General features: G+C 54.5%; 28 protein-coding genes. 21 read left to right on the forward strand and 7 right to left on the reverse strand.

What is annotated here, in order from left to right; all coding sequences use genetic code 11:
* Positions 1–60 precede the first annotated feature (60 nt).
* Together glnS and C7434_RS01640 are read left to right on the forward strand one after the other, a co-directional pair.
* Entirely contained in the window at positions 61–1728 is a 1668-nt protein-coding gene (glnS, locus tag C7434_RS01635; protein ID WP_006118428.1) for a glutamine--tRNA ligase, read from the forward strand.
* Between the two features lie 232 nt (positions 1729–1960).
* Positions 1961–2356 (forward strand): hypothetical protein, encoded by a 396-nt coding sequence (locus tag C7434_RS01640; protein WP_033739315.1) that lies wholly within the window; start codon positions 1961–1963, stop codon positions 2354–2356.
* A 59-nt stretch (positions 2357–2415) separates the two neighbouring features.
* On the opposite strand, the gene fur is transcribed toward C7434_RS01640, so the two are convergent.
* From fur to ybfF, 4 genes are all read right to left on the reverse strand, one after another.
* A complete protein-coding gene (gene fur / locus C7434_RS01645) occupies positions 2416–2859 on the reverse strand; it encodes a ferric iron uptake transcriptional regulator (protein ID WP_033739317.1) in 444 nt (147 codons plus the stop codon).
* Between the two features lie 337 nt (positions 2860–3196).
* On the reverse strand, positions 3197–3727 hold the full coding sequence (gene fldA / locus C7434_RS01650) for a flavodoxin FldA (RefSeq protein WP_006118431.1): 531 nt from the start codon (positions 3725–3727) through the stop codon (positions 3197–3199).
* Positions 3728–3858: 131 nt separating this feature from the next.
* Positions 3859–4134: a LexA regulated protein gene (ybfE, locus tag C7434_RS01655; RefSeq protein WP_006118432.1), complete on the reverse strand. Its 276-nt coding sequence runs from the start codon at positions 4132–4134 to the stop codon at positions 3859–3861.
* Positions 4135–4297: 163 nt separating this feature from the next.
* Positions 4298–5062 carry an esterase gene (gene ybfF / locus C7434_RS01660; RefSeq protein WP_033739319.1) on the reverse strand — a complete coding sequence of 255 codons (765 nt, stop codon included), beginning with the start codon at positions 5060–5062 and terminating at the stop codon, positions 4298–4300.
* Between the two features lie 250 nt (positions 5063–5312).
* Between ybfF and seqA the strand changes: the two genes are divergently transcribed.
* Together seqA and pgm are read left to right on the forward strand one after the other, a co-directional pair.
* Positions 5313–5864, forward strand: coding sequence for a replication initiation negative regulator SeqA (gene seqA, locus C7434_RS01665; protein WP_006118434.1), 552 nt, complete (start codon positions 5313–5315; stop codon positions 5862–5864).
* A 25-nt stretch (positions 5865–5889) separates the two neighbouring features.
* Positions 5890–7530: a phosphoglucomutase (alpha-D-glucose-1,6-bisphosphate-dependent) gene (gene pgm / locus C7434_RS01670; RefSeq protein ID WP_033739321.1), complete on the forward strand. Its 1641-nt coding sequence runs from the start codon at positions 5890–5892 to the stop codon at positions 7528–7530.
* Positions 7531–7571: 41 nt separating this feature from the next.
* Here the strand turns inward: pgm and kdpE are convergent, their stop codons facing one another.
* Positions 7572–8246 carry a two-component system response regulator KdpE gene (gene kdpE / locus C7434_RS01675; RefSeq protein WP_006118436.1) on the reverse strand — a complete coding sequence of 225 codons (675 nt, stop codon included), beginning with the start codon at positions 8244–8246 and terminating at the stop codon, positions 7572–7574.
* A gap of 256 nt (positions 8247–8502) precedes the next feature.
* On the opposite strand from kdpE, the gene C7434_RS01680 reads away from it, so the two are divergent.
* Complete coding sequence (locus C7434_RS01680; RefSeq protein WP_054634317.1) at positions 8503–8703, forward strand: YbfA family protein; 201 nt, start codon at positions 8503–8505, stop codon at positions 8701–8703.
* Positions 8704–9083: 380 nt separating this feature from the next.
* On the opposite strand, the gene C7434_RS01685 is transcribed toward C7434_RS01680, so the two are convergent.
* On the reverse strand, positions 9084–9554 hold the full coding sequence (locus C7434_RS01685) for a carboxymuconolactone decarboxylase family protein (protein WP_133745079.1): 471 nt from the start codon (positions 9552–9554) through the stop codon (positions 9084–9086).
* 57 nt (positions 9555–9611) lie between these two features.
* Here C7434_RS01685 and C7434_RS01690 point away from each other — a divergent pair, with 57 nt between their 5' ends.
* From C7434_RS01690 to C7434_RS01745, 12 genes are all read left to right on the forward strand, one after another.
* Complete coding sequence (locus tag C7434_RS01690; RefSeq protein ID WP_133745080.1) at positions 9612–10082, forward strand: MarR family transcriptional regulator; 471 nt, start codon at positions 9612–9614, stop codon at positions 10080–10082.
* Positions 10083–10215: 133 nt separating this feature from the next.
* On the forward strand, positions 10216–11175 hold the full coding sequence (locus C7434_RS01695) for a 2-thiouracil desulfurase family protein (protein WP_006118440.1): 960 nt from the start codon (positions 10216–10218) through the stop codon (positions 11173–11175).
* Positions 11176–11187: 12 nt separating this feature from the next.
* A complete protein-coding gene (phrB, locus tag C7434_RS01700; protein ID WP_033739328.1) occupies positions 11188–12615 on the forward strand; it encodes a deoxyribodipyrimidine photo-lyase in 1428 nt (475 codons plus the stop codon).
* 17 nt (positions 12616–12632) lie between these two features.
* Positions 12633–13376, forward strand: a complete 744-nt coding sequence (locus tag C7434_RS01705; protein ID WP_133745081.1) for a type 2 GTP cyclohydrolase I — start codon at positions 12633–12635, stop codon at positions 13374–13376.
* A 155-nt stretch (positions 13377–13531) separates the two neighbouring features.
* A complete protein-coding gene (pxpB, locus tag C7434_RS01710; protein WP_133745302.1) occupies positions 13532–14188 on the forward strand; it encodes a 5-oxoprolinase subunit PxpB in 657 nt (218 codons plus the stop codon).
* Positions 14182–15114 carry a 5-oxoprolinase subunit PxpC gene (gene pxpC / locus C7434_RS01715; RefSeq protein ID WP_039337974.1) on the forward strand — a complete coding sequence of 311 codons (933 nt, stop codon included), beginning with the start codon at positions 14182–14184 and terminating at the stop codon, positions 15112–15114. Before pxpB ends, pxpC begins: the two co-directional genes overlap by 7 nt.
* Positions 15104–15841 carry a 5-oxoprolinase subunit PxpA gene (gene pxpA / locus C7434_RS01720; protein WP_133745082.1) on the forward strand — a complete coding sequence of 246 codons (738 nt, stop codon included), beginning with the start codon at positions 15104–15106 and terminating at the stop codon, positions 15839–15841. The genes pxpC and pxpA overlap by 11 nt, the downstream gene beginning before the upstream one ends.
* 57 nt (positions 15842–15898) lie before the next feature.
* On the forward strand, positions 15899–16630 hold the full coding sequence (locus tag C7434_RS01725) for a DUF969 domain-containing protein (RefSeq protein ID WP_133745083.1): 732 nt from the start codon (positions 15899–15901) through the stop codon (positions 16628–16630).
* The gene (locus C7434_RS01730; RefSeq protein WP_133745084.1) at positions 16627–17643 is read left to right on the forward strand and encodes a DUF979 domain-containing protein; all 1017 of its coding nucleotides are present in this window, start codon (positions 16627–16629) and stop codon (positions 17641–17643) included. Before C7434_RS01725 ends, C7434_RS01730 begins: the two co-directional genes overlap by 4 nt.
* Positions 17644–17649: 6 nt before the next feature.
* A complete protein-coding gene (pcp, locus tag C7434_RS01735; protein WP_033739338.1) occupies positions 17650–18297 on the forward strand; it encodes a pyroglutamyl-peptidase I in 648 nt (215 codons plus the stop codon).
* 11 nt (positions 18298–18308) lie between these two features.
* The gene (gene nei / locus C7434_RS01740) at positions 18309–19097 is read left to right on the forward strand and encodes an endonuclease VIII (RefSeq protein ID WP_039337980.1); all 789 of its coding nucleotides are present in this window, start codon (positions 18309–18311) and stop codon (positions 19095–19097) included.
* Positions 19098–19191: 94 nt separating this feature from the next.
* Positions 19192–19779: a GNAT family N-acetyltransferase gene (locus tag C7434_RS01745; protein ID WP_110267774.1), complete on the forward strand. Its 588-nt coding sequence runs from the start codon at positions 19192–19194 to the stop codon at positions 19777–19779.
* Positions 19780–19859: 80 nt separating this feature from the next.
* Here the strand turns inward: C7434_RS01745 and C7434_RS01750 are convergent, their stop codons facing one another.
* A complete protein-coding gene (locus C7434_RS01750; RefSeq protein ID WP_006118451.1) occupies positions 19860–21143 on the reverse strand; it encodes a citrate synthase in 1284 nt (427 codons plus the stop codon).
* A gap of 625 nt (positions 21144–21768) precedes the next feature.
* Between C7434_RS01750 and sdhC the strand changes: the two genes are divergently transcribed.
* Genes sdhC through C7434_RS01770 form a run of 4 tightly spaced genes read left to right on the forward strand, consistent with a single transcriptional unit; the run spans position 21769 to position 24997 of the window.
* A complete protein-coding gene (sdhC, locus tag C7434_RS01755; protein WP_033739345.1) occupies positions 21769–22158 on the forward strand; it encodes a succinate dehydrogenase cytochrome b556 subunit in 390 nt (129 codons plus the stop codon).
* On the forward strand, positions 22152–22499 hold the full coding sequence (sdhD, locus tag C7434_RS01760) for a succinate dehydrogenase membrane anchor subunit (RefSeq protein ID WP_006118453.1): 348 nt from the start codon (positions 22152–22154) through the stop codon (positions 22497–22499). Before sdhC ends, sdhD begins: the two co-directional genes overlap by 7 nt.
* Positions 22500–24266 (forward strand): succinate dehydrogenase flavoprotein subunit, encoded by a 1767-nt coding sequence (sdhA, locus tag C7434_RS01765; RefSeq protein WP_006118454.1) that lies wholly within the window; start codon positions 22500–22502, stop codon positions 24264–24266.
* 14 nt (positions 24267–24280) lie between these two features.
* The gene (locus C7434_RS01770) at positions 24281–24997 is read left to right on the forward strand and encodes a succinate dehydrogenase iron-sulfur subunit (RefSeq protein ID WP_006118455.1); all 717 of its coding nucleotides are present in this window, start codon (positions 24281–24283) and stop codon (positions 24995–24997) included.
* Positions 24998–25071 lie beyond the last annotated feature (74 nt).

Consider the following 25071-nt stretch of genomic DNA (forward strand, 5'->3'; position numbering starts at 1 on the left):
GGATCATACCCGGATATTACGTGGTATAAACCACCCATTCTATGCGTTGAGGATTTTGAGATGAGTGAGGCTGAAGCCCGCCCAACGAACTTTATTCGTCAGATTATTGACGAGGATTTGGCGAGCGGTAAGCACAGCAGTGTGCATACCCGTTTTCCGCCAGAGCCAAATGGTTATCTGCATATCGGCCATGCTAAATCAATCTGCCTGAATTTCGGTATTGCACAAGATTATCAGGGCGAGTGCAATCTGCGTTTTGACGATACCAATCCGGTCAAAGAGGATATGGAGTTCGTCGAATCCATTAAGCGTGACGTGCAGTGGCTGGGTTTTACCTGGAGCGGCGAGGTTCGTTATTCATCTGACTATTTCGACCAGCTTTATCACTATGCCGTTGAACTGATCAACAAAGGCCTGGCCTACGTTGATGAACTGACGCCAGACGAAATTCGTGAATACCGCGGTACCTTAACGGCACCGGGTAAAAACAGCCCTTACCGCGACCGCAGTGTGGAAGAGAACCTCGCGCTGTTTGAAAAAATGCGCAATGGCGAGTTCGCAGAGGGCAAAGCCTGTCTGCGCGCGAAAATCGACATGGCTTCCAGCTTTATCGTCATGCGCGATCCGGTGCTGTACCGCATCAAGTTTGCCGAGCATCATCAAACCGGCAATAAGTGGTGCATCTACCCGATGTACGATTTCACCCACTGCATTTCGGATGCGCTGGAAGGCATTACGCACTCCCTTTGCACGCTGGAATTCCAGGACAACCGCCGCCTGTATGACTGGGTGCTGGATAACATTACTATTCCTGTTCATCCGCGTCAGTATGAGTTTTCGCGCCTGAATCTGGAGTATGCGGTGATGTCAAAACGCAAACTGACGCAGTTGGTCAGCGAGAAGCATGTTGAAGGCTGGGACGATCCGCGCATGTTAACCGTGTCGGGTTTGCGTCGTCGTGGTTACACCGCGGCCTCCATTCGTGAGTTCTGCCGCCGCATTGGTATCACGAAGCAGGACAACATCGTTGAAATGGCTTCGCTGGAATCCTGTATCCGCGACGATCTCAACGAAAATGCACCGCGGGCGATGGCGGTGCTGGATCCGGTGAAAATTGTGCTGGAAAACCTGCCTGCCGGGCACAATGAAGTGCTCAGCATGCCAAATCATCCTAACAAACCGGAAATGGGCACACGCGATGTTCCCTTTAGCCGCGAGATCTGGATCGATCGTGCCGACTTCCGCGAAGAGGCGAATAAGCAATATAAGCGCCTGGTGCTGGGTAAAGAAGTGCGTCTGCGTAATGCCTATGTCATCCGTGCGGAACGGACCGCGAAAGATGAAGAAGGCAATATCACCTGCATCTACTGCACCTGTGACGTCGATACGCTGAGCAAAGATCCTGCTGATGGCCGTAAAGTCAAAGGGGTTATCCACTGGGTCTCAGCTGAACATGCACTACCGGCAGAATTCCGTCTGTATGACCGTCTGTTCAGCGTCCCGAATCCGGGTGCGGCGGATGATTTTCTGACGACAATCAATCCGGATTCGCTGGCGATTAAACACGGCTTCGTTGAACCCGGTCTGCGTGACGCAGAAGCCAGTGCGCCTTATCAGTTCGAACGTGAAGGCTATTTCTGCGCTGACAGTGTGTATTCAACACCGTCGCAGTTAGTGTTTAACCGTACTGTTGGTCTGCGCGATACCTGGGCGAAAAACGGCGAATAATTTACGCCGCATGGTCATCAGATGATCGGTAAAGGGCGAGCAATCGCCCTTTTTTATTGGGTGGATTTTTTTTAGCGCCGACATTTGTCCTGAACCCGTTTAATTCGATTAATTTTACTTCTGTGGAATCGCTCTCAGTTTAATTTTTTTAATAACTTTCCCGGTGTGAATTATTTTTTTTCAGGTACGCTAACCCTCTGTAGTCTTTGTTTGCGGGTTAAAAAGGAAAAAAATGACAGTTTTCGCACAGGAAGCCAAACACAGCGTTGTCGTCTTACATCAACTCATTGAACATATTTTTAACCACAGCCGTGACAGTGGTGACAGCTTTCATCTGCTGCTTTCTCATTTTCATCCTGACTTCCAGATGGTCACGCCACAGGGCAAGATGCTGAACCTCAATGAGGTTGAAGAACTCTTTCGCCGCTTACAGGGCGCACGGGAAGGGATGCGCATCGCGACCAGCGAACATGTGATCCTGTCAGAGCACGCTAACGAGGTCACCATTCAGTATCGGGAAGTGCAGATGATGAATGGGGAAAATAAAAGCCGCATTTCCGTTGCGATTCTGGACTGCTCCACCTCGGTGCCCCGCTGGCGCTACCTGCAGGAAACGCTGGTGGCGTGACTGACAGGCACAAAAAAGCCGATGCAGGCATCGGCTTTTTCTTTACCGTCTGACAAACGTTACTTGTCGTGCAGTGTTTCGTCTTCGCGGCAATCGCCCAGGGCACAGTGACCATACAGGTACAGGCTGTGGTTGGTGAGCTTAATACCGTGACGGGTCGCGATATCACGCTGACGCGTTTCAATAGACTCATCACTAAATTCAATGACTTTACCGCAATCCAGACAGATCAGGTGATCGTGATGGTGCTGCTGCGTCAGCTCAAACACCGATTTACCGCCTTCAAAGTTGTGGCGGGTCACAATGCCGGCATCGTCGAACTGGTTCAGTACACGGTAAACCGTGGCCAGTCCAATCTCTTCGCCCATATCAATCAGGCGTTTATACAGATCTTCCGCGCTGACGTGATGGCATGCAGGTTCCTGAAGCACTTCCAGAATTTTGAGTCTGGGCAGGGTGACTTTCAGGCCAGCCTTCTTTAATGCGGTGTTGTTGTCAGTCATGCGGATATTGTCCTGTTACTTTGGTCACTCTTGTGGCATGTAGCCTGTATGTCGATCGACCGCCATTCTCATTTGCGTCTCATTATAGAACTGATGCGCTGAAATGAAAACCGATGCTGCCTGCGATGAAACCGTGGCGATGTTCGCGGTACAAAGCATGGAGGGCGGGCTGGCTACCATTTCGCGTTGTGTCATCTCAATTCCAGGGAAATAAGCAGATGATCGATGCGGGTATTCTACAGACTAAATGCGGAAAGTTACAAAAATGTAGCTATTATTTTTATAGGAAAAGCCATTGATGCAGTGTGGACCAGCGCCCACACTGCGCTCACGGCTATCAGGCTTCGATAATTTCTTTGAGCTGCAGTTCATCGAAGATCTGCTTAACCCACTTGTCGACGCGTTCGTTCGTCAGTTCTGGCTGGCGATCTTCATCAATCGCCAGGCCCAGGAAGTGGTTATCGTCTGCCAGACCTTTTGAGGCCTCGAAGTGGTAACCCTCGGTTGGCCAGTGGCCCACGATAATGGCACCGTTAGGTTCGATGATGTCACGAATGGTGCCCATCGCGTCACAGAAGTACTCGGCGTAGTCTTCCTGATCGCCACAACCGAACAGCGCCACCAGCTTACCGTTGAAGTCGATCTCTTCCAGCGTCGGGAAAAAGTCATCCCAGTCGCACTGTGCTTCACCATAGTACCAGGTCGGAATACCCAGCAGCAGGATGTCAAAGGCTTCCAGATCTTCTTTAGTGCTTTTCGCGATGTCGTGAACCTCTGCAACGTCTTTGCCCAGTTGTTTCTGGATCATTTTTGCAATGTTTTCGGTGTTACCGGTATCGCTGCCAAAGAAGATGCCTACGATTGCCATGGGTAAAATAACCTCTTAAATCCTGATGATAGAATGAATGCCTGAGCATATTCAGCAAATGATAGCAGACCACGCAAAAGGGCGGAACTTGTAAAGCCGCGACATTTGTTTCTGTGTGCGGTTTGCGTGCGTTAGTCCAGTTTAAGTTGCGCCAGCAGCATTTGTTCAATTAATTCACTGCGGCTGAGATTACGCTGTTCAGCCAGCGTATTAAGCGCTTCTACCGCCTGGCTGTTCATTTTGAGTTCGACACGGCGAAGCCCGCGCCCTTTGTCACGTTTCAGTTGATTGCGTTTATTGATACGCAGCTGTTCATCACGCGTAAGCGGACTGGTTTTAGGGCGACCAGGGCGACGCTCGTTAGCGAACAGATCGAGCGTCGTGCGGTCAGTGTTTTCTTTTGCCATGGCTTAGTACAACTGAATGGGCGCAAACGGATCGTGCCGCTGCGCAGATTAAATTACTGGCTTTTACCGTGGATACGCGCCCACGGCAAAAATTTAGCGCGCCATCATACTCCAGGCTAACCATGGACGCCAATCCTAAACTTTTACAGCCAGTTAAGCGGGTTTATCGTGCAAAAAACCGGCGAATGCTGCGTAAAACAGCATCAGGTTTTTCGGCGTGGACCCAGTGACCTGCACCGCCAATCACGTGCGCCTGCGCGGCGGGAAACTGTTGCAGTATCGCGTCACGGTACTGATTGTCCAGATAAGGGGAGTCACCACCGCGAATGAACAACGCCGGGTGCGGCCACGCGGGCACCGTTTCCCAGCCGGTGATATGCGCATAGTTGTCCCAGAGCGCTGGAACGTTAAAGCGCCATTCACCGCTACTGAACGATTTCAGGATGAACTGAATCACACCTTCTTCATTAAGATGCTGACGCATAATTTCGGCCGCCTCACTGCGCAGCGTCACGCCCGCGTCGGTGACGGCTCGGATCGCGGCAAAAATTTCGTCGTGGCGGCGCGTCTGATAGTCGACGGGCGCAATGTCGATCATCACCATCTGTTCTATCCGCTCAGGGGCCAGGGCGCTCATCGTCATGGCAATTTTACCGCCCATGGAGTGACCAATGACGGAAAGGCGCGCAATGCCCTGCGCATCAAGCGTGTCCAGCATATCCTGGGCCATAACCTGATAGGTCATCTCGTCAGCGCGCGGAGATAAGCCATGATTACGCACATCAACCTGGATAAGCGGATGGTCATCTTTCAGACCGCGCGCCAGAACGCCGAGGTTATCAAGACTGCCAAACAAACCGTGAATGAGCAGAACGGGTGTGGAATCAGCAGAAGATTGTTCAGTTTGCAGACGGGCATTCAAAATCATAGCAAAGTTCTTAAGTGTGAGACCTGCGCTTAGGTTATCATGGTTTCACCTTTTCAGGTGCGCTGCTTCCGGTGGCATTAGGACATATTCTGACTTTTGCCCCTAAACCGTTTGAATGCTATCAGCCTGTCTGAATTTAACTTTATAATCTTCATGTTAGAACCTGCACACGGCCTGAAACCCCGGTGTTTACCTCTGGATTTTCAGAAAATCGCGGGTTCTGTCGTGAGTCAAAACCGTACGGAATAAGATGAAAACGATCGAAGTTGACGAAGAGCTCTACCGTTATATTGCCAGCCACACGCAACATATTGGCGAAAGCGCATCCGATATTCTGCGCCGTATGCTGAAGTTTACTGCGGGTCAGACAGCCACCGCGACCGAAACACAGCCTGTTGCCGCCTCGCAGCCATCTAAAACGGCACAGTCGGCAGGGAATGAGTCACGCCCTCAGGATCGTGTTCGTGCGGTGCGCGAGTTGCTGCTTTCTGATGAATATGCAGAGCAGAAGCGGGCGGTAAATCGCTTTATGCTAATCTTGTCAACGCTCTATCGTCTGGATACGGCCGCGTTTGCTGAGGCGACCACCTCCATGCAGGGCCGTACGCGCATCTATTTTGCAGGCGATGAGCACACGCTGCTGCAAAGCGGCACCCATACCAAGCCGAAGCATGTGCCCGGCACGCCGTACTGGGTCATTACGAATACCAATACCGGTCGTAAACGCAGCATGATCGAACACATTATGCTGTCGATGCAGTTCCCATCGGAACTGGCTGAGAAAGTTTGCGGCACCATTTAAACTGAAGCGTCAGGGAGAAGCGCCAATGGCCAATCACCCCCGTGCCGGGCAGCCTGCCCAGCAGAGCGATTTGATTAACGTTGCACAATTAACTTCACAATATTATGTCCTGCAGCCCGATGTGGCGAATCCAGAACATGCGGTGAAATTTGGCACATCAGGCCATCGCGGTAGCGCAGGACGTCACAGCTTTAACGAAAAGCACATTCTGGCGATTGCGCAGGCGATTGCGGAAGAGCGTAAAAAGAACGGTATTACCGGCCCGTGCTATGTGGGTAAAGATACGCACGCGCTGTCTGAGCCCGCGCTGCTGTCCGTGCTGTCCGTGCTGACCGCAAACGGGGTTGATGTGATCGTTCAGCAGGATAACGGTTATACGCCAACGCCTGCGATTTCGAACGCTATCCTTGAACACAACAAATCCGGCGGCCCACTGGCGGATGGCATTGTGATTACGCCGTCGCACAATCCCCCGGAAGATGGCGGCATTAAATACAATCCGCCAAACGGTGGGCCGGCAGATACCAACGTTACCAAAGTGGTGGAAGACCGCGCGAATCAGCTGTTGAAAGACGGCCTTAAAGACGTTAAACGTCTGTCACTGGATCAGGCCTGGGCCAGCGGCCACATCCATGAAAAAGATCTGATTCAGCCTTACGTGGAAGGTCTGTCACAGATCATCGACATTCCTGCGATTCAGAAAGCGGGCCTGAAGATTGGTGTCGATCCGCTTGGCGGTTCCGGGATCGCTTACTGGCAGCGTATCGCTGAGCACTACAAGCTGGATCTGACGCTGGTGAATGACGCTGTCGACCAGACTTTCCGCTTTATGCACCTGGACAAAGATGGTGTGGTGCGCATGGACTGTTCGTCCGAATGCGCCATGGCGGGGCTGCTGGCCTACAAAGACAAATTCGATCTGGCCTTCGGAAACGATCCGGATTATGACCGTCACGGCATTGTTACCCCTGCCGGGCTCATGAATCCAAACCATTATCTGGCCGTTGCGATCAACTATTTGTTCCAGCACCGTCCGCAGTGGGGTCAGGACGTTGCCGTGGGTAAAACCCTCGTGTCCAGTGCGATGATTGACCGGGTCGTGGACGATATTGGCCGCAAGCTGGTAGAAGTCCCGGTGGGCTTTAAATGGTTCGTGGATGGCCTGTTTGATGGCAGCTTTGGTTTTGGCGGCGAAGAAAGTGCGGGCGCGTCATTCCTGCGCTTCGACGGCACACCCTGGTCAACCGATAAAGACGGGATCATCCTGTGTCTGCTGGCGGCAGAAATTACGGCCGTAACGGGCAAGAACCCGCAGCAGCACTATGACGAACTGGCTGCACGCTTCGGTGCGCCAAGCTACAACCGTCTGCAGGCACCGGCAACATCGGCGCAGAAAGCCGCATTGTCGAAGCTGTCACCTGAAATGGTTAGTGCAGATACGCTGGCGGGCGATCCGATTACCGCGCGCTTAACGGCCGCTCCCGGTAACGGCGCGTCTATCGGTGGACTGAAAGTCATGACGGAAAACGGCTGGTTCGCTGCGCGTCCATCGGGCACCGAAGACGCGTATAAGATCTACTGTGAAAGCTTCCTGGGCGCAGAGCACCGTGCGCAGATCGAGAAAGAAGCCGTCGAGATTGTCAGTGAAGTGCTGAAAAACGCCTGATAAATCTGTTAAATAAAAAAAAGCGCCGCTGGCGCTTTTTTTTATGGCATGAACCGATAGCCGATACCGGTTTCCGTCAGCAGGTGAACGGGTTGGGTCGGATTGGCTTCAAGCTTTTGACGCAGATGGCCCATATAAATGCGTAGATAATGGCTGTGTTCGACAGCGTTGGGTCCCCAGACCTGATTCAGCAGCTGACGCTGCGTCAGAACTTTCCCCGCATTATTCAGTAATGTGGTCAGCAAACGAAATTCGATGGGCGTAAGGTGAACTTCTTCGCCCGCGCGCAGCACACGACGTGCGGCAATATCGACGACCACGTCGGCGAAGCTGACCTTCGGATCGGGGTGCTTCCCGGCATGACGCCGCAGGGCGACCCGAACACGCGCCAGCAGTTCACCAATCCCAAAAGGTTTAGTCAGGTAATCATCGGCACCAGCATCCAGTGCGTCAATTTTGTCCTGCTCGTCAGTACGGGCAGAGAGAACAATAACCGGCAGCGTGCTCCACTGACGGAGTTCACCAATAAACGTCTTGCCGTCGCCATCAGGTAAACCCAGATCAAGGATGACTAAATCGGGCTTTCGCGTGGCGGCTTCGATCAGCCCACGTTGCAGCGTCTCAGCATCGAAAACCTTCAGGCCTTCACTTTCCAGCGCGAGGCGCACGAAGCGGCGAATTTCTTTCTCATCTTCAATGATTAAAACCGTGGTCACACCAATCCTGCCATTGCCTGAAAAGGGAAAACACACTGTATCAACTTTTCTGGCGTTCGTCCGTGTTGCCATGAAATCCGTTGAAGGATCACCTCTGTAACTCATAATTAACCTGGGTATAACGGCCAGATAAACTTACCCGTGCAGAACAAAAAAGACGCAAATTTAGTGGTCAGATGAGTAGTAAAATCATCCAACCCGGCGTAATATTAGACGCAGATCACATTTATGACGTTTTTTTACTCAGGAGGCTGCTATGTACCGCACCTATCCACTTCACAAAATTATTTTGCGCCGAACGCTGGTCATCCTGTCAGGTCTGCTCGCTCTGCCAGTTATGCTGTTTCGTCAGGATCGGGCGCGCTTCTACAGCTACCTGCATCGGATGTGGTGCAAAACCAGCGCCAAACCGGTCTGGCTGGCGCAGTCTGAAGCAGCGGCGGGTATTTTCTGGTAAGTCCCTGCTGTGCGGTTGATTTTACGCCGCACAGGCCTGGGGACACATCCCTACAGCGGGGATTGCCAGCGTTTTCAGACGTGCTTATCTGCTTCCACCTGCAGTGTGCCGTGGCCCGGTGTTAAGGGCGACACAGCGCCTCTTTTTTCCCTGTTCGTTCCGTCACGCAGCTTAGTTGCGCCTTAGCTTTGCGCCAGTGAAGCAGGAAACCTTCTCAGTGTCCGGGCAAGCCGCCCCGTCCGCCAGTGCCCGTTCACGGGCAGCCCTTCCTTATTATCTGACCGGTAGCCCCCACATCGCGGCCCGACGGGCACCGCACTTTACGCGCTTCAGAACCCGCTGCAATATCGCCCACAGGCAGAAGCACTGACGGCAGACCGCTAGCGTTTAGGCACCGGCGGGGCAAACTGCAGCGCGCCTGCGATACGGTTCCAGGCATTGATCGCGGCAACAGCCGAGGTAAGAAACGCGATCTCCTGTTTATCGAAGACGCGGCTGACCTCAGCGTACACCGCATCAGAAACCGGCTGCTGCGCCATTAAGGTCAGGGCCTCTGTCCAGGCCAGCGCCGCACATTCCTGCTCCGAATAGATACCGGCTTCGCGCCATACGGCGACCAGATCCATTTTTACCGGGCTCAAATCGGTCTTACGCGCCAGATTGAGATGGTACTGGAGGCAAAAAGCGCACGCATTCAGCTGTGAAGCGCGCAGTTTGATCAGCTCAGTGAGCGATTTTTCCAGCCCGGAATCGTCAACGGCTTTGCCCAGCATCGCTAAGGCTGCCACCACATCGGGTGCGGTATGTTCGAACGAAGACCAGTCGCTGCGACGGTGATTAAGCGATGTCACGATATACCTCATCTGCTAATATAAGAGTTCGAATAACAATATATGAACTCTTATATTATGCGCAAGTCAGATCTGCAGAGCACCGCCATCCCCGAACCCGGTGAAGGAAAACGCGGTGAGTCAGGCCATATTGGTTATCTGCTGCGGCAGGCCCATGCGGCTCATAAAATCAGAATGGAAAATGCGCTGAAGGATAAAGGCGTCACGTTGCCGCAATTTTCGGTGCTGACCATGCTTGCGGCCTATCCCGGCGCATCGGGTGCCGACCTTGCGCGTCTGTCGCTGCTGACGCCACAGACGATGAGCGTCATTGTGGCGAATCTGGAGCGGGCCGGAATGATTCGTCGTCGTCCGCACGCGGTGCACGGCAGAATTCAGGTGATTGAGATTGCTGACGCCGGGCGTGACGTTCTCGCGCAGTGCAAAGTAGCGGTTCAGTCGGTTGAGGCCAGCCTGCTTTCGGGTGTCACGCCTGAGGATGAAAAGGTGATTCGGCGCTGGCTGGTCAGCGTGGCAGTGGGAGAATAAACCGTTAAAAAAGACCACGGGCTGGTCATCTGAAAGGCTTCGCGGCGTTCACTTTTGCTACACAGAATCTGTACCATCCCGGTCGTTTTACGCTACACTTAAACCTCTACAAGTTTTCGGAGGTTGTACAAGTATGAGCGAAAAAATTCCCGTTGGGATCAGCGCTTGCCTGCTTGGTGAGAGCGTCAGATTTGATGGCGGCCACAAGCGGCTCGCGTTCGCCACTGAGCAACTGACGCCTTTTGTTCGCTTCGAACCCGTTTGCCCTGAAATGGCGATTGGGCTGCCCACGCCGCGCCCGGCGCTGCGCTTAGTTAAGCAGAGCGACGACGATGAACTGCATCTTTGCTTCAGCAAAGAGGGCGGCGATGACATCACCGATAAGATGCGCGACTGGTCCGAAAAACGCGTGAAATCGCTGCATCACCTGTGCGGCTACATACTGTGTGCAAAATCACCCAGTTGCGGGATGGAGCGCGTGCGTATCTACGAGCCCGCCACCAATAATAACCGTAAAGCGGGAACCGGTATATTTACCCGTTTTCTGCAACGTGAAATGCCCTGGTTACCGCTCGAAGAAGACGGGCGTCTGAACGATCCGACATTACGTGAAAACTTTATCGGCCGGATTTGCGCGCTGCACGAGTTTCATGAAATGTGGAAAAAGGGGCTGACCCGTCATGGCCTGATTGCCTTCCACAGCCAGTATAAATTGTTACTGCTGGCGCATTCGCAAAAAAAATACCGTGAACTGGGCCCCTTTGTTGCCTCGATGAACCAGTGGGAGTCACTGGAGGCGTTTGCCTTCGAGTACCGCAACCGCCTTATGGATCTGATGTCACAACCGGCCTCGCGCACTAACCACACCAATGTGTTGATGCATGTTCAGGGTTATTTCCGCAGTCAACTGAGTTCGCCGCAACGTAGAGAACTGACGTCACTGATTGATTGTTACCGTCAGGGCACGCAACCGTTACTGGCGCCGATTACGATTCTTAAGCACTACATGGCTGAATATCCTCATCCGTGGCTGACGCAGCAGCGCTACTTCGATCCTTACCCGGAAGCGCTGCGCCTGCGCTACGGACAATGAGTCGGGAGCATGATGACGACCCATCTTGTCTGGTTCCGTAATGACCTGCGCATCAATGATAACCTTGCGCTGCATGCCGCCTGCAGCAAGTCAGATGCCCGTGTCATAGCACTGTTTATTGCCACGCCGGGACAGTGGCAGCAACACGATATGGCCCCCCGCCAGGCCGCGTTTATTCACCAGAATCTCTGCAGCCTGCAGGCATCACTGGCCGAAAAAGGCATCCCGCTGCATGTTCATCAGTGTGATGATTTCGCTGCCAGCGTGGATTTTCTCGTCACGTTTTGTGAACAGCAAAACGTTGATCAACTGTTTTATAACTACCAGTACGAATTTAACGAACGTCAGCGCGATGCGCAGGCGGAAAAGCGGTTAGATGAAGCGGACGTGATCTGTCAGGGGTTCGATGACAGCGTACTTTTGTCGCCCGGCAGTATCCAGACCGGCGATGGTGAGATGTACAAAGTATTTACCCCGTTCAGCAAAGCCTTTATTCGTCGCCTGCAGCAGGGGTTGCCTGAGTGTGTCCCGGCGCCTAAAGCCCGGGATGGCGCGCCCCTGAACACACCAAAAGCGATTTCGCCATTTGATTACGACCATGCTGAGGTTGATGATGCGCTGTTTCCGGCCGGTGAACAGGCGGCGATTAAGCGGCTACGTGCGTTTGCGCAGCATGCCGTGCTGGATTATCCAAAGCAGCGTGACCTGCCTGCGCGCGACAGCACCAGCCGGTTATCGGCTTACCTGACCATCGGCGTGCTTTCACCGCGCCAGTGTCTGCATCGGGTGTTGCATGAACATCCCGGGGCGCTGGAAGGCAGCCCGGCGGCCGTCTGGATCAATGAACTCATCTGGCGTGAGTTCTATCGCCATCTCATCGTTGCGTTTCCCCGACTGTGTAAGCATCAGCCTTTTGTCCACTGGACGCGTCATGTCGCGTGGCAACGAAACGAGGCGCATTTTGACGCCTGGAAAGCCGGGAAAACCGGTTATCCCATCGTCGATGCGGCCATGCGACAGATGTTGCAGACCGGCTGGATGCATAACCGGCTTCGCATGATCACGGCCAGTTTTCTGGTAAAGGATCTGTTAATCGACTGGCGCCAAGGCGAGCGCTATTTCATGCAGCAGCTTATCGATGGCGACCTGGCCGCCAATAACGGCGGCTGGCAGTGGGCGGCGTCCACGGGGACCGATGCCGCACCTTATTTCCGCATTTTTAACCCTACGACGCAAAGTGAGCGTTTCGATGAACAGGGTGATTTTATTCGTCACTACCTGCCCGAACTGAAAGACGTGCCGGACAGTGCGATTCATCAGCCGCACGAATGGGCGCGGAAAAACAACAAGACACTCGATTATCCAACACCGATCGTGGAACATAAGGATGCACGTAAAAAGACACTCGACGCCTTCGAGCGCGCAAAAAATGCGGCCTGAGGTGGCAAGGAGCAGAAATGAATCACTATGCGTTAGAAAAAATCGTTAACGATCAGCTGGCAACCCATACCTTCAGCGATTATGCGCCAAACGGGCTACAGGTCGAAGGCCGACCTGAAGTGAAAACGATCGTTACCGGCGTGACCGCCTGCCAGGCGCTGCTGGATGAAGCGGTGGCGCGCAAAGCCGATGCGGTGCTGGTACATCACGGTTATTTCTGGAAAAGTGAACCGGCGGTGATTAAAGGCATGAAACGCCAGCGTCTGCGCACGCTACTGGCAAACGATATTAACCTTTACGGCTGGCACCTGCCGCTGGATGCGCACCCTCAGCTGGGCAATAACGCGCAGTTGGCTAAGCTGCTGGGTATTAACGTGATGGGCGAGATTATGCCGCTGGTGCCCTGGGGTGAACTGACTCAACCTGTGAGCGGCCATGCGTTGGCACAGCGTATTACTGAGGTGCTGGGACGGGAGCCGCTTCACTGTGGTGATAATGCGCCAGCAGCGATCCGTCGTGTTGCCTGGTGCAGTGGCGGCGGTCAGGGATTTATTGATAATGCGGCCGCCTTTGGCGTAGATGCCTTTATTACGGGCGAGGTCTCTGAGCAAACCATTCACAGCGCCCGTGAACAAGGCCTGCACTTTTTCGCCGCAGGCCACCATGCCACCGAACGCGCGGGTATTCGGGCGTTGGGTGAATGGCTGGCGGAGCATCATGGCCTGGATGTCACGTTTATTGATATTCCCAATCCCGCCTGATCCCCCTGGGTTCTGCCATCTGCGCAGAACCCAAACCTGTTGACACATTACCGTCACTTTCGCATAACTACCTTCCTGGGTTGTAAAACACATTTGGCTTTTGCGCGCCAGAATCCTGTCTGAGCACCGCAAAGCTGTTTACCAGGAGGTACGTGTTGCAAAAAACACGATGCTATATGCTGGGCGAGCGCGCGGTGGTACTGGAGTTGTCTCCGCCCGTTTCGCTGGCCAGTCAGCAGCGAATCTGGCATCTGTGCCAGCGTTTGCAGTCACACGACGCGACCCGGGAAGTGATTCCCGGCATGAACAACCTGACGCTGCTGTTACGGGAGCCGCCCAGAGATGCCCGACAGGCGACGGCGCAACTTGAACAGTGGTGGCAGGAAAGTGAGGCGCAGGACACAGAGTCGCGCCTTGTGACCTTACCGGTCATCTATGGCGGCGAGGCGGGGCCGGACTTGCGTCAGGTGGCCGACCACGCCGGCATGACGGAAAAGCAGGTCGTCGCGTTACACAGCAGCACGGATTACGCGGTTTTCTTTATTGGTTTTCAGCCCGGCTTTCCTTACCTGGCCGGCCTGGATGCGCGCCTGCATATGCCGCGCCGCGCCGAACCGCGCGTTGCGGTTCCGGCTGGATCGGTGGGCATCGGCGGCAGCCAGACCGGTGTTTATCCGCTGGTCTCACCAGGCGGCTGGCAGTTGATTGGCAGGACGCAGGTCGCGCTTTTCACACCCAGCCAGCAGTCGCCAACCTTACTTCGTCCGGGTGACAATGTCCGGTTTGTGCCGCAAAAGGAAGGGATATGTTAAACATTCTTCGCGCGGGTCTGGCAACCAGCATTCAGGATTTCGGACGCTATCACTGGCGACAGTATGGCATCGGCGTCAGTGGTGTTCTGGATCAACCCGCCATGATCACAGCCAATCTGCTGGCAGGCAATCCGCCGGGCAGCGCCGTGCTGGAGATTGTCCTCGGACAGTTTAAAGCGGAATTCCGTCGGGATGGGTGGTTTGCACTAACGGGAGCGGGTTGTCAGGCCGAACTGGATGGCAAGCCTGTCTGGACAGGCTGGCGTTTACCGGTAAAAAAAGGGCAGGTCCTGGTGTTGAAGAAACCGATTCACGGCATGCGCAGCTACCTGGCTGTGCACGGTGGATTCGCTATTCCGCCAGTGCTGGGCTCATGCAGCACCGACATCAAGGCCGGTTTTGGCGGCTTTGAGGGGCGGACGCTGCAGGACGGCGACGTCATTCCGCTAGGCAAACCGCAACAGCACTTCACGAGCAAAAAAGGCGTGCGCCAGTTGCTCTGGGGTAACCGTATTCGGGCGTTACCCGGACCGGAATACCATGAATTCAGCGAAGCGTCACAACAGGCGTTCTGGCGAGCAGCCTGGAAGCTGAACCCTCAAAGTAATCGCATGGGCTACCGTTTGCAGGGCCCTGCTTTGCAACGCGACGTGCCGCGCGAGTTGTTATCGCATGGTCTGGTGCCCGGCGTCATTCAGGTGCCTGGAAACGGTCAGCCGATCGTCCTGCTGGCGGATGCACAGACCACCGGCGGCTATCCACGTATCGCCTGCGTCATTGAATGCGATCTTTATCATCTGGCGCAGATTCGTCTGGGCGAGCCGATTCATTTTATGCCCTGTACGCCCGAAGAGGCGCTGGCGGCAACGCGACAGCAGCAGCACGTATTGGGGCAAATGGCCTGGGGACTGGCAAATGAAAATTGATTTAAACGCCGATCTGGGCGAGGGGAGCAGCAGCGATCGTGCGCTGTTGCAGCTGGTGAGTTCCGCCAACATCGCCTGCGGCTTTCACGCAGGCGACGCGCAGATGATGTTGCAGGCCATTCGCTGGGCCAGCGAATTTGGCGTGGCGATTGGCGCGCATCCCAGCTTTCCCGATCGTGAAAACTTTGGCCGCAGTGCGATGCAACTGCCGCCGGAAACCGTCTATGCGCAAATCATCTATCAGGTTGGTGCGCTCAAAAGTCTGGCGGAAAGCGAAGGGCAGTCGCTTGTTCACGTTAAGCCTCACGGTATGTTGTATAACCAGGCGGCGGCGGATGCCACGCTGGCCGAGGCGATTGTGCGAGCCGTCAAAGCCGTCGATGCCCGGCTGATCATGGTAGGGCTGGCTAACAGTGAGTTGATTCGCGCGGCGGCCCATCACGGCCTGAAAACCCGGGAGGAGGTGTTTGCCGATCGCGGCTATCTCAGCAGCGGCGCGCTGGTGCCCCGTGGCCAGCCCGGCGCATTGATTGAAGAGGAAGACCAGGCGATTCAGCAAACCCTGATGATGGTGCGACAGGGGCAGGTCATCAGTGTGACCGGTGAGGCGGTTCAGGTGAACGCAGAAACCGTCTGCCTGCATGGTGACGGGGCGCATGCACTGACGTTTGCGCAACGTCTGCGTGCCAGCTTTGCCAGCCATGCTATCACCGTCACCAGTCAATAAAAAAACGGCATAACCAGCCTGAACGTCTCGGGCTTACTATTTCACGAGGGGAAAAGTATGGACAGCGTAGTAAATCTCTGGCCGCTGCTGGGCATTGCTGCCATCGTCGTTGGCTTCGTTTTGCGTTTTAATCCGGTGCTGGTGGTCATTGTTTCAGGCTTCGTCACCGGTATCGCTGCCCTGATGCCGCTGGGCGATATTTTACAAAAGCTGGGTGAGGGATTTCTGAATACCCGCAACCTGCCGTTGATCCTGCTGCTGCCGCTGGCGGTTATTGGCTTACTGGAACGCCATGGTCTGAAACAGCGCGCGCAGGCGTGGATTGCCCGGATCAAAACGGCGACGGCGGGACGGTTGCTCATTGTCTATCTGTTTGTGCGTGAGGTGACTGCGGCCCTCGGGCTGACCAGTCTCGGCGGTCATCCGCAAATGGTGCGCCCGCTACTTGCGCCGATGGCCGAGGGGGCCAGCGAAAACCGCTACGGGGCCCTACCGCCCGAGGTCCGTCATCGTCTGCGTGCCATGTCCGCTGCCACCGACAACGTCGGGCTGTTCTTTGGCGAGGATATCTTTGTCGCCTTTGGCGCCATTATTTTTATGCATAATTTTATGCAGGAGTCCGCCGGTATCCAGACTGAGCCACTGCATATTGCCCTGTGGGGCATTCCCACGGCGCTCTCAGCCTTTCTGATTCATTCCGCCCGCCTGATCAGGCTGGACCGCCAGCTGGCACGAGAACTGCGCGTCATCAACAGCGAGGCCATGAAAGCCAAAGGAGAGCCGTCATGATTCAGCAACAGTATCTGATGTGGCTGGCTGGCCTGATTCTGCTGGTTGTCGCGGTTTTATCCTGGCGCGACAGCGCAAATCCGCGCCGTTTCACCACTGGCTTATTTTGGGGACTCTATGGCCTGATTTTTCTGGTGGGTGACTGGACAACCGCCCTGATGACCCAACTGATGGGCTCTGTCGAAAGCGGCACACGTACGTTGCAAATTAGCGTGGGCGTAGCGGTGGTTATCATGGGGATCCTTGCCGGTTGTGGTGGGGTAAAAATGGGCCGCTATCACCAGCGCAGTGAGGCGGAAAAACAGGCCAGTGCCCAGCGTCTGGGCAACAAACTTTTCCTGCCAGCCCTGGCGATCCCCGTCGTGACAGTGATCGGTGTGTTAGCATTTAATAACCTTCCCGGTCTGCAAACGTGGGTGTTCGGTGCGGGCAACCATTCCACCCTGATTACGCTGTTCTCCATGGCCACAGGCTGTCTGCTGGGCTGGCTGATCGCCATGAAAATGACGCGTGAAACCCCAGTGCAGTCGATGCAGGAAACCCGACGTTTGCTGGACTGCATCGGCTGGGCGTTTCTCCTGCCGCAAATCCTGGCAACCCTGGGGCTACTGTTTACGGCCGCGGGCGTCGGTGGCGCGATCTCCCATCTCACCGAACATTATCTTGCCGTGGATAACCGCTTCATTGCGGTCACGGTTTACGCGGCAGGGATGGCACTGCTCACCATGGTGATGGGGAATGCGTTCGCGGCGTTCCCGATTATTACCGCGGGCATCGGCATTCCCATTCTGGTGTTACAGCATGGCGGCAACCCGGCGGTCATGGCGGCAATCGGGATGTTTTCCGGCTACTGCGGTACGTTAATGACGCCGATGGCAGCAAACTTCAACATTGTGCCTGCTGCCTTGCTGGAGTTACCGGATCGTAACGCGGTCATCAAAGCTCAGGTGCCAACCGGTGTGCTACTGTTAATTGTTAACATTTTCTTACTCTACTTCCTGATGTTTTTGTGAGGCAGCATGAAAACGGTATTAATGACGGCATTTGAGCCCTTTGGCGGCGAATCCATTAATCCCTCCTGGCAGGCGGTCAGTGCCCTTGAAGGCCAGACTATTGCCGGCGCACGCATCGTGACGCGCCAGTTGCCCGTCGTATTCAGCGAGGTGCTGGACGTGCTGTATCAGGCGCTGGAAACGATCAGGCCCGATGCCGTTATCGCTGTCGGGCAGGCAGGCGGTCGCAGCGATATCACGGTAGAGCGAATTGGTATTAATGTGGATGATGCGCGCATCCCGGATAATGCGGGCAGGCAACCCGTGGACGAACCCATCGTTCAGGATGGCCCGGCCGGATATTTTTCACGCCTGCCGATCAAAGCCATTGTGGCCGCGGTGCGGGAAGCGGGCATTCCGGCATCGGTGTCGCAAACTGCAGGAACCTTTACCTGTAACCGGGTGATGTATGGTCTGTTGCACTGGCTTGAAAGCAACGGCAGCCCGGCACGGGGCGGTTTCATTCATATTCCCTACCTGCCTGAACAGGCGGTGCATCACCCGGGTGCACCCAGTATGCCCGCCGCAACCGTTATTGAGGCGCTGAAAATTGCCGTACAAACGACCCTGACCACCGCTCAGGATGTGAAGGAAGTGGGTGGCGCAACGCATTAAGAGGACGAGTGATGCCTGAAGGACCGGAGATTCGCCGCGTGGCGGATCAGCTTGAAGTGGCCATCGTCGGCCAGCCCCTGACCGACGTCTGGTTTGCGTTTCCCGAATTAAAAACCTATGAGCCCGCATTGCTGGGAGAACAGGTGGCGTCGATAGAGACGCGCGGTAAAGCGTTGCTGACCCATTTCAGTAACGGCCTGACGCTGTATTCGCACAATCAGCTGTACGGCGTCTGGCGCATCGTCCCGCCAGACATGCAGCCCGAGACAAAACGGCAGTTACGTGTGCGTCTCGCGACGGCTAATCAGGCGATATTGCTTTACAGCGCGTCGGATATTGAACTCCTGAATGCGGAAACGCTTGCCCGTCATCCGTTTCTCAACCGCATCGGGCCGGATGTACTGAATGCGGAGTTGACCGTAGAGGCGGTCAGGGAACGGCTGTGCTCGCCGCGTTTCTGTCGCCGCCGGTTCAGCGGACTGTTACTGGATCAGGCTTTTCTGGCCGGACTGGGCAACTATTTACGTGCTGAGATCCTCTGGCTGGCCCAGTTGCTTCCCCGGCATAACGCACAGTCGCTGAGTGAGGCGCAACTGACGGCTTTCTGCGAAGCGCTGTTGTCCGTGCCGCGTCATGCCTATCGCATGCGCGGCACCATGAAAAAATACCACAGCGAAGCGGCATTTCGGTTTGAAGTGTTCCACCGCCAGGGCAAGACATGTCGCCGCTGCGGCGAAGTGATCGAAAAGGGCGTCCTGTCCGCCCGACCGTTTTACTGGTGCCCTGGCTGTCAGAGATAAAAACGCTGGCCTGTCCCGCCGTTGCACGCGGGCAATGTCACTCGTCAGCGAAGGATATCGTCACCCGGTTTTCTTCACAGCATAAGGAATCATCATGACACCTGAGATTGTGACGGAAAGGCTGCGCTTAAAACCCCTGTCGCTGGAGGATGCCGATGCCATGCAGATCGCGTTTCCGCGCTGGGAAATTGTACGCTACCTGATCGATTCGGTGCCCTGGCCTTATCCCGAGGGCGGGGCACGAGACTATATTGCTAATGTCGCCTTACCGGCGGTCGCGGCCGGGACGGGCTGGTACTGGACATTGCGGCCTAAAACGGCGGAACAGCAACTGATTGGCGTTATTTGCCTGATGGAGACGCCGGATAATAACCGGGGCTTCTGGTTGGTACCGGAGTGGCAGGGGCAGGGCTATATGACAGAAGCCTGCCTGGCCGTGACGGATTACTGGTTTACCGATCTGAAAAAACCGCTGCTGAGAACGCCAAAAGCGGCACTGAATCAGCGATCTGTGAACATTTCTGTCAACAGTGGGATGCGCTGTATCCGCACAGAGAAAAAACAGTACGTTTCAGGCACACATGACTCGCAATTATGGGAAGTGACGCGAGAAGAATGGCAGGCCTTTCGGGCATCTCAAACGTCCGCCGTTCATCCTCTCACTAAGATTCGCTCACGCTGACCGGCGGCGTCAGTAAAAAAAAGCGGCGGTGCCCGTAAGGACACCACCGCTTTTCGCCTTACCGCCCGTTGCCGGACAGCTTATTTATCCAGCTTCGAGCTGAACTCGCGTTCGGTGTAACCGGTATACAGCTGACGCGGACGGGCAATTTTCATGCCTTCGTCGTGCATTTCTTTCCAGTGCGCGATCCAGCCAACGGTACGCGCCATGGCGAAAATCACGGTAAACATGGACGAAGGGATGCCCATGGCTTTCAGGATGATACCGGAGTAGAAATCCACGTTTGGATAGAGTTTGCGCTCGATGAAGTACGGGTCGTTCAGCGCAATGTGTTCCAGTTCCAGCGCCACTTCCAGCAGATCGTCTTTCATGCCCAGTTCGTTCAGCACTTCATGGCAGGTTTCACGCATAACGGTCGCGCGCGGGTCATAGTTTTTATAAACACGGTGACCAAAGCCCATCAGGCGGAAAGAGTCATTTTTGTCTTTAGCACGGCGCACAAACTCAGGAATGTGCTCGACGGTGCTGATCTCTTCCAGCATACGCAGACAGGCTTCGTTCGCGCCGCCGTGTGCGGGTCCCCACAGGGAGGCAATACCGGCCGCGATACAGGCAAACGGGTTAGCGCCTGACGAGCCAGCGGTACGTACGGTAGAGGTCGAGGCGTTCTGTTCATGATCGGCGTGCAGAATCAGAATGCGATCCATGGCGCGTTCAAGCACAGGGTTAACCTTGTATTCTTCACACGGTGTTGCAAACATCATGTGCAGGAAGTTACCGGCATAGGAGAGGTCGTTACGGGGATAGACGAACGGCTGACCGATTGAATACTTGTAACACATCGCTGCCATGGTAGGCATTTTCGACAGCAGACGGAAAGCGGCGATTTCACGGTGGCGCTCGATGTTTACATCCAGCGAATCGTGATAAAACGCAGCCAGTGCGCCGGTCACGCCGCACATCACCGCCATCGGGTGTGAATCACGACGGAAACCGTGGAACAGACGGGTAATCTGCTCATGAATCATCGTGTGGCGCGTAACCGTTTGTTTAAACTCTTCAAACTGGGCTTTCGTGGGGGCTTCACCATTTAACAGGATGTAGCACACTTCCAGGTAGTTAGAGTGGGTAGCCAGTTGGTCAATAGGGAAGCCGCGGTGAAGCAGAATGCCTTCATCACCATCGATAAAGGTGATTTTTGATTCGCAGGACGCTGTAGACGTGAAACCAGGATCGAAGGTAAACAGGCCGTTGGAACCCAGTTGACGGACATCGACGACATCCTGGCCCAGCGTGCCTTGCAGTACACCCAGTTCAATGGACGTTTCATCTGATAGGGTTAGCGTCACTTTTTTATCTGTCATTTTCGTCTCCATAGCGCCTTAGGCAGGTAAGGATCTTTCGACACCTGAAACGCGTGCATGTTGCAATTTGGCAGTACTTCACGGTGTCACTCTGCATTATAAGCAGTGAAGGGTACAGAGTGAGAGGCGCGTTCCACTGGAAATGTAAAGCCGTGACATGTGCATATCGCGGTTGTTAAAGATCCGGTCAGGACATAACTTCTTTGTAACCAATAACCTGATGGTATTTAAAGCGGTTACCGACAATGTTACATAACTTCAGCTTAGGAGAAAGTGTATCCCCATAACTTTTGTGCATCATAGGATTTTATCGGACTAGTTTGTAACTGAATTGTTGAACTATTGTCAAATCAGATAATTAAATTTGTATGAATTGTGAAAAACGTGAGTGGGATCACTGTTCCATCGAAAATTCTCCAAAGAGTTTGTAGGGGAATTGTAATCAGAATGTGATCGTCCTATACTTCCGGCCAGGTCTCCGGAACACCCTGACACCAGGAGCCACCCAGCGTTTGTACCACGTCATTTAACACTGGATGTTGCTATTTTGGTGACGGATTAAGACTGAACCTTTTTTTCGGGTTTGGGCCTGTCTTCCGGAGGAAGCAAAATAAAAAAGAGCTGTGTGGGCAAAACCGTGAAAAAACAAAGACCTGTCAACTTGGATCTCTCGACGATCCGGTTTCCCGTTACTGCAATATCGTCCATTCTCCACCGTGTCTCCGGCGTCATCACTCTGGTTGCTCTCGGCATCCTGTTGTGGCTTCTCGGTCTTTCTCTCTCCTCTCCTGAAGGTTTTCAGCACGCGGCATCTATCATGAGCGGCTTCTTTGTGAAGTTTATCATGTGGGGCATTCTGACCGCGTTGGCCTATCATACGGTGGGCGGGATACGTCATATGTTAATGGATTTTGGTTATCTGGCGGAAACGCTCGAAGCAGGTAAGCGTTCTGCGCAGGTGACATTTGGTATTACTGTCGTGCTTTCAATCTTAGCAGGAGTCCTCGTATGGTAAGCAATGCATCCGCGTTGGGTCGCAATGGCATTCAGGACTGGCTGTTGCTGCGCGCGTCGGCAATCCTTATTACGCTTTACATCATCTACATGCTCGGTTTCGTGGTGATGACAGACACGCTGACGTATGACATCTGGCGTGGCTTCTTTGCCTCAGCATTTACAAAAGTGTTCACGCTCCTGACGCTGTTTTCCATCCTGATCCACGGCTGGATTGGTATGTGGCAGGTCTTAACGGACTACGTGAAATCGCTGGCGGCGCGTTTGCTGTTACAGCTGGTTATCGTGGTGGCACTGTTGTCATATGCAATTTATGGGTTTGTTGTGGTGTGGGGTGTGTAAATGAAGTTACCAGTCAGAGAATTTGATGCCGTGGTGATCGGCGCAGGTGGCGCGGGTATGCGCGCGGCACTGCAAATCTCCCAGTCGGGCCAGACGTGCGCCCTGCTGTCCAAAGTGTTCCCAACCCGTTCTCATACGGTATCCGCGCAGGGCGGTATTACCGTTGCGCTGGGCAATACCCATGACGATAACTGGGAATGGCATATGTATGACACCGTCAAAGGCTCCGACTATATCGGCGACCAGGACGCGATTGAATACATGTGCCACGTCGGTCCGGAAGCGATTCTGGAACTGGAACACATGGGCTTACCTTTCTCCCGTCTTGATGACGGCCGCGTTTATCAGCGTCCGTTTGGTGGTCAGTCAAAAAACTTCGGTGGTGAGCAGGCGGCGCGTACTGCCGCGGCAGCTGACCGTACTGGCCACGCCCTGCTGCATACGCTGTATCAGCAGAACCTGAAAAACAAAACCACCATCTTCTCCGAATGGTATGCACTGGATCTGGTCAAGAATGACGACGATGCGATTGTGGGTTGTACTGCTATCTGCATGGAAACCGGTGAAACCGTCTACTTCAAAGCCAAGGCGACCATTCTGGCGACCGGTGGTGCAGGACGTATCTATCAGTCGACGACCAATGCCCACATTAACACTGGCGACGGTGTTGGCATGGCGCTGCGCGCAGGTGTACCGGTGCAGGACATGGAAATGTGGCAGTTCCACCCAACCGGTATCGCAGGTGCGGGTGTGCTGGTCACCGAGGGCTGCCGCGGTGAAGGCGGCTATCTGCTGAACAAACACGGTGAGCGCTTCATGGAGCGCTATGCGCCAAACGCCAAAGACCTGGCAGGTCGTGACGTGGTGGCCCGTTCTATGATGGTGGAAATTCGTGAAGGCCGGGGCTGTGATGGTCCATGGGGCCCGCACATCAAGTTGAAACTTGACCATCTGGGTGCCGAAGTGCTGGAGTCACGTCTGCCGGGAATCCTGGAACTGTCCCGTACCTTTGCGCACGTTGACCCGATTAAAGAGCCGATTCCTGTTATCCCAACCTGTCACTACATGATGGGCGGCGTACCGACCAAAGTGACCGGCCAGGCGCTGCGCGTCAATGCGCAGGGCGAAGATGAAGTGATTCCGGGCCTGTTCGCTGTGGGTGAAATCGCCTGCGTATCTGTTCACGGCGCGAACCGTCTGGGCGGAAACTCACTGCTGGACCTGGTGGTCTTTGGTCGCGCGGCGGGTGTTCATCTGCTTGAATGTCTGGAAGAGCAGGGCGAACTGCGCGAAGCCAGTCAGGAAAACATCGATGCTGCCATGGCGCGCTTCAATCGCTGGGAGAACAACACCACGGGTGAAGATCCGGTTGAAATCCGTAAAGCGTTGCAACGCTGCATGCAGAACAACTTCTCGGTCTTCCGCGAAGGTGATGCCATGCGTGAAGGTCTTGAAGAGCTGAAAGTGATTCGTGAGCGCCTGAAGTCTGCGCGTCTGGATGACCGTTCACCCGACTTCAATACACAGCGTATTGAGTGCCTTGAGCTGGATAACCTGATGGAAACCGCCTATGCCACAGCGGTTGCGGCTAACTTCCGTACAGAAAGCCGTGGTGCACACAGCCGCTTCGACTATCCGGAACGTGATGATGCGAACTGGCTGTGCCATAGCCTCTATGTTCCGCAAACGGAAAGCATGACGCGCCGTGAGGTGAACATGCAACCGAAACTGCGTGCGGCCTTCCCGCCAAAAGCGCGTACCTATTAATTGCGGAGATCATCATGAGACTAGAATTTTCGATCTATCGTTATAACCCGGACGTCGATGATAAACCGCGCATGCAGGATTACAGCCTGGAAGCGGAAGATGGCCGTGACATGATGCTGCTGGACGCGCTGATCCGTTTAAAAGAAAAGGATCCTACGCTGGCTTTCCGTCGCTCGTGCCGTGAAGGCGTGTGCGGATCAGATGGCCTGAACATGAACGGTAAAAACGGCCTGGCCTGCATTACGCCGGTTTCCGCTTTAGGCAACGGTAAGCAGAAGATTGTGATTCGTCCTCTGCCTGGCCTGCCTGTGGTGCGCGACCTCGTGGTAGACATGAGCCAGTTTTATACTCAGTATGAGAAAATTAAGCCTTTCTTGTTAAACAACGGTGAAAACCCACCTGCGCGTGAGCATCTGCAGACGCCGGGCGAGCGTGAGCATCTGGACGGCCTGTATGAGTGTATTCTCTGCGCCTGTTGCTCAACCTCATGCCCGTCGTTCTGGTGGAATCCCGATAAGTTCATCGGGCCTGCGGGTCTGCTGGCGGCATACCGCTTCATTATTGACAGTCGCGACACCGAAACCGATGCGCGTCTGGATAATCTGAGCGATGCATTCAGCGTGTTCCGCTGCCACAGCATCATGAACTGTGTCAGCGTGTGTCCTAAAGGTCTTAACCCCACGCGCGCCATCGGCCATATCAAGTCGATGCTGCTGCAACGCGGGGCATAGTGATACAGCCGGGAACCTCAGGTTCCCGGTGTTTTACGGAAGCCTCTTTAAACGCGGTCCCGACCACGTTTACA

Source organism: Pantoea sp. PNA 14-12 (assembly GCF_004364735.1).
GTDB classification, from domain to species: domain Bacteria; phylum Pseudomonadota; class Gammaproteobacteria; order Enterobacterales; family Enterobacteriaceae; genus Pantoea; species Pantoea stewartii.

Bases quoted from the DNA above. Each gene is read 5' to 3' on its own strand.
- C7434_RS01680 (WP_054634317.1), top strand. From the start codon at position 8,503: ATGTACCGCACCTATCCACTTCACAAAATTATTTTGCGCCGAACGCTG.
- sdhD (WP_006118453.1), top strand. From the start codon at position 22,152: ATGGTAAGCAATGCATCCGCGTTGGGTCGCAATGGCATTCAGGACTGG.
- pxpC (WP_039337974.1), top strand. From the start codon at position 14,182: ATGTTAAACATTCTTCGCGCGGGTCTGGCAACCAGCATTCAGGATTTC.
- phrB (WP_033739328.1), top strand. From the start codon at position 11,188: ATGACGACCCATCTTGTCTGGTTCCGTAATGACCTGCGCATCAATGAT.
- C7434_RS01695 (WP_006118440.1), top strand. From the start codon at position 10,216: ATGAGCGAAAAAATTCCCGTTGGGATCAGCGCTTGCCTGCTTGGTGAG.
- ybfF (WP_033739319.1), bottom strand. From the start codon at position 5,062: ATGATTTTGAATGCCCGTCTGCAAACTGAACAATCTTCTGCTGATTCC.
- C7434_RS01730 (WP_133745084.1), top strand. From the start codon at position 16,627: ATGATTCAGCAACAGTATCTGATGTGGCTGGCTGGCCTGATTCTGCTG.
- sdhA (WP_006118454.1), top strand. From the start codon at position 22,500: ATGAAGTTACCAGTCAGAGAATTTGATGCCGTGGTGATCGGCGCAGGT.
- fur (WP_033739317.1), bottom strand. From the start codon at position 2,859: ATGACTGACAACAACACCGCATTAAAGAAGGCTGGCCTGAAAGTCACC.
- pxpA (WP_133745082.1), top strand. From the start codon at position 15,104: ATGAAAATTGATTTAAACGCCGATCTGGGCGAGGGGAGCAGCAGCGAT.
- fldA (WP_006118431.1), bottom strand. From the start codon at position 3,727: ATGGCAATCGTAGGCATCTTCTTTGGCAGCGATACCGGTAACACCGAA.
- C7434_RS01705 (WP_133745081.1), top strand. From the start codon at position 12,633: ATGAATCACTATGCGTTAGAAAAAATCGTTAACGATCAGCTGGCAACC.
- C7434_RS01640 (WP_033739315.1), top strand. From the start codon at position 1,961: ATGACAGTTTTCGCACAGGAAGCCAAACACAGCGTTGTCGTCTTACAT.
- pcp (WP_033739338.1), top strand. From the start codon at position 17,650: ATGAAAACGGTATTAATGACGGCATTTGAGCCCTTTGGCGGCGAATCC.
- C7434_RS01745 (WP_110267774.1), top strand. From the start codon at position 19,192: ATGACACCTGAGATTGTGACGGAAAGGCTGCGCTTAAAACCCCTGTCG.
- C7434_RS01690 (WP_133745080.1), top strand. From the start codon at position 9,612: ATGCGCAAGTCAGATCTGCAGAGCACCGCCATCCCCGAACCCGGTGAA.
- seqA (WP_006118434.1), top strand. From the start codon at position 5,313: ATGAAAACGATCGAAGTTGACGAAGAGCTCTACCGTTATATTGCCAGC.
- glnS (WP_006118428.1), top strand. From the start codon at position 61: ATGAGTGAGGCTGAAGCCCGCCCAACGAACTTTATTCGTCAGATTATT.
- C7434_RS01750 (WP_006118451.1), bottom strand. From the start codon at position 21,143: ATGACAGATAAAAAAGTGACGCTAACCCTATCAGATGAAACGTCCATT.
- C7434_RS01725 (WP_133745083.1), top strand. From the start codon at position 15,899: ATGGACAGCGTAGTAAATCTCTGGCCGCTGCTGGGCATTGCTGCCATC.
- C7434_RS01770 (WP_006118455.1), top strand. From the start codon at position 24,281: ATGAGACTAGAATTTTCGATCTATCGTTATAACCCGGACGTCGATGAT.
- ybfE (WP_006118432.1), bottom strand. From the start codon at position 4,134: ATGGCAAAAGAAAACACTGACCGCACGACGCTCGATCTGTTCGCTAAC.
- pgm (WP_033739321.1), top strand. From the start codon at position 5,890: ATGGCCAATCACCCCCGTGCCGGGCAGCCTGCCCAGCAGAGCGATTTG.
- nei (WP_039337980.1), top strand. From the start codon at position 18,309: ATGCCTGAAGGACCGGAGATTCGCCGCGTGGCGGATCAGCTTGAAGTG.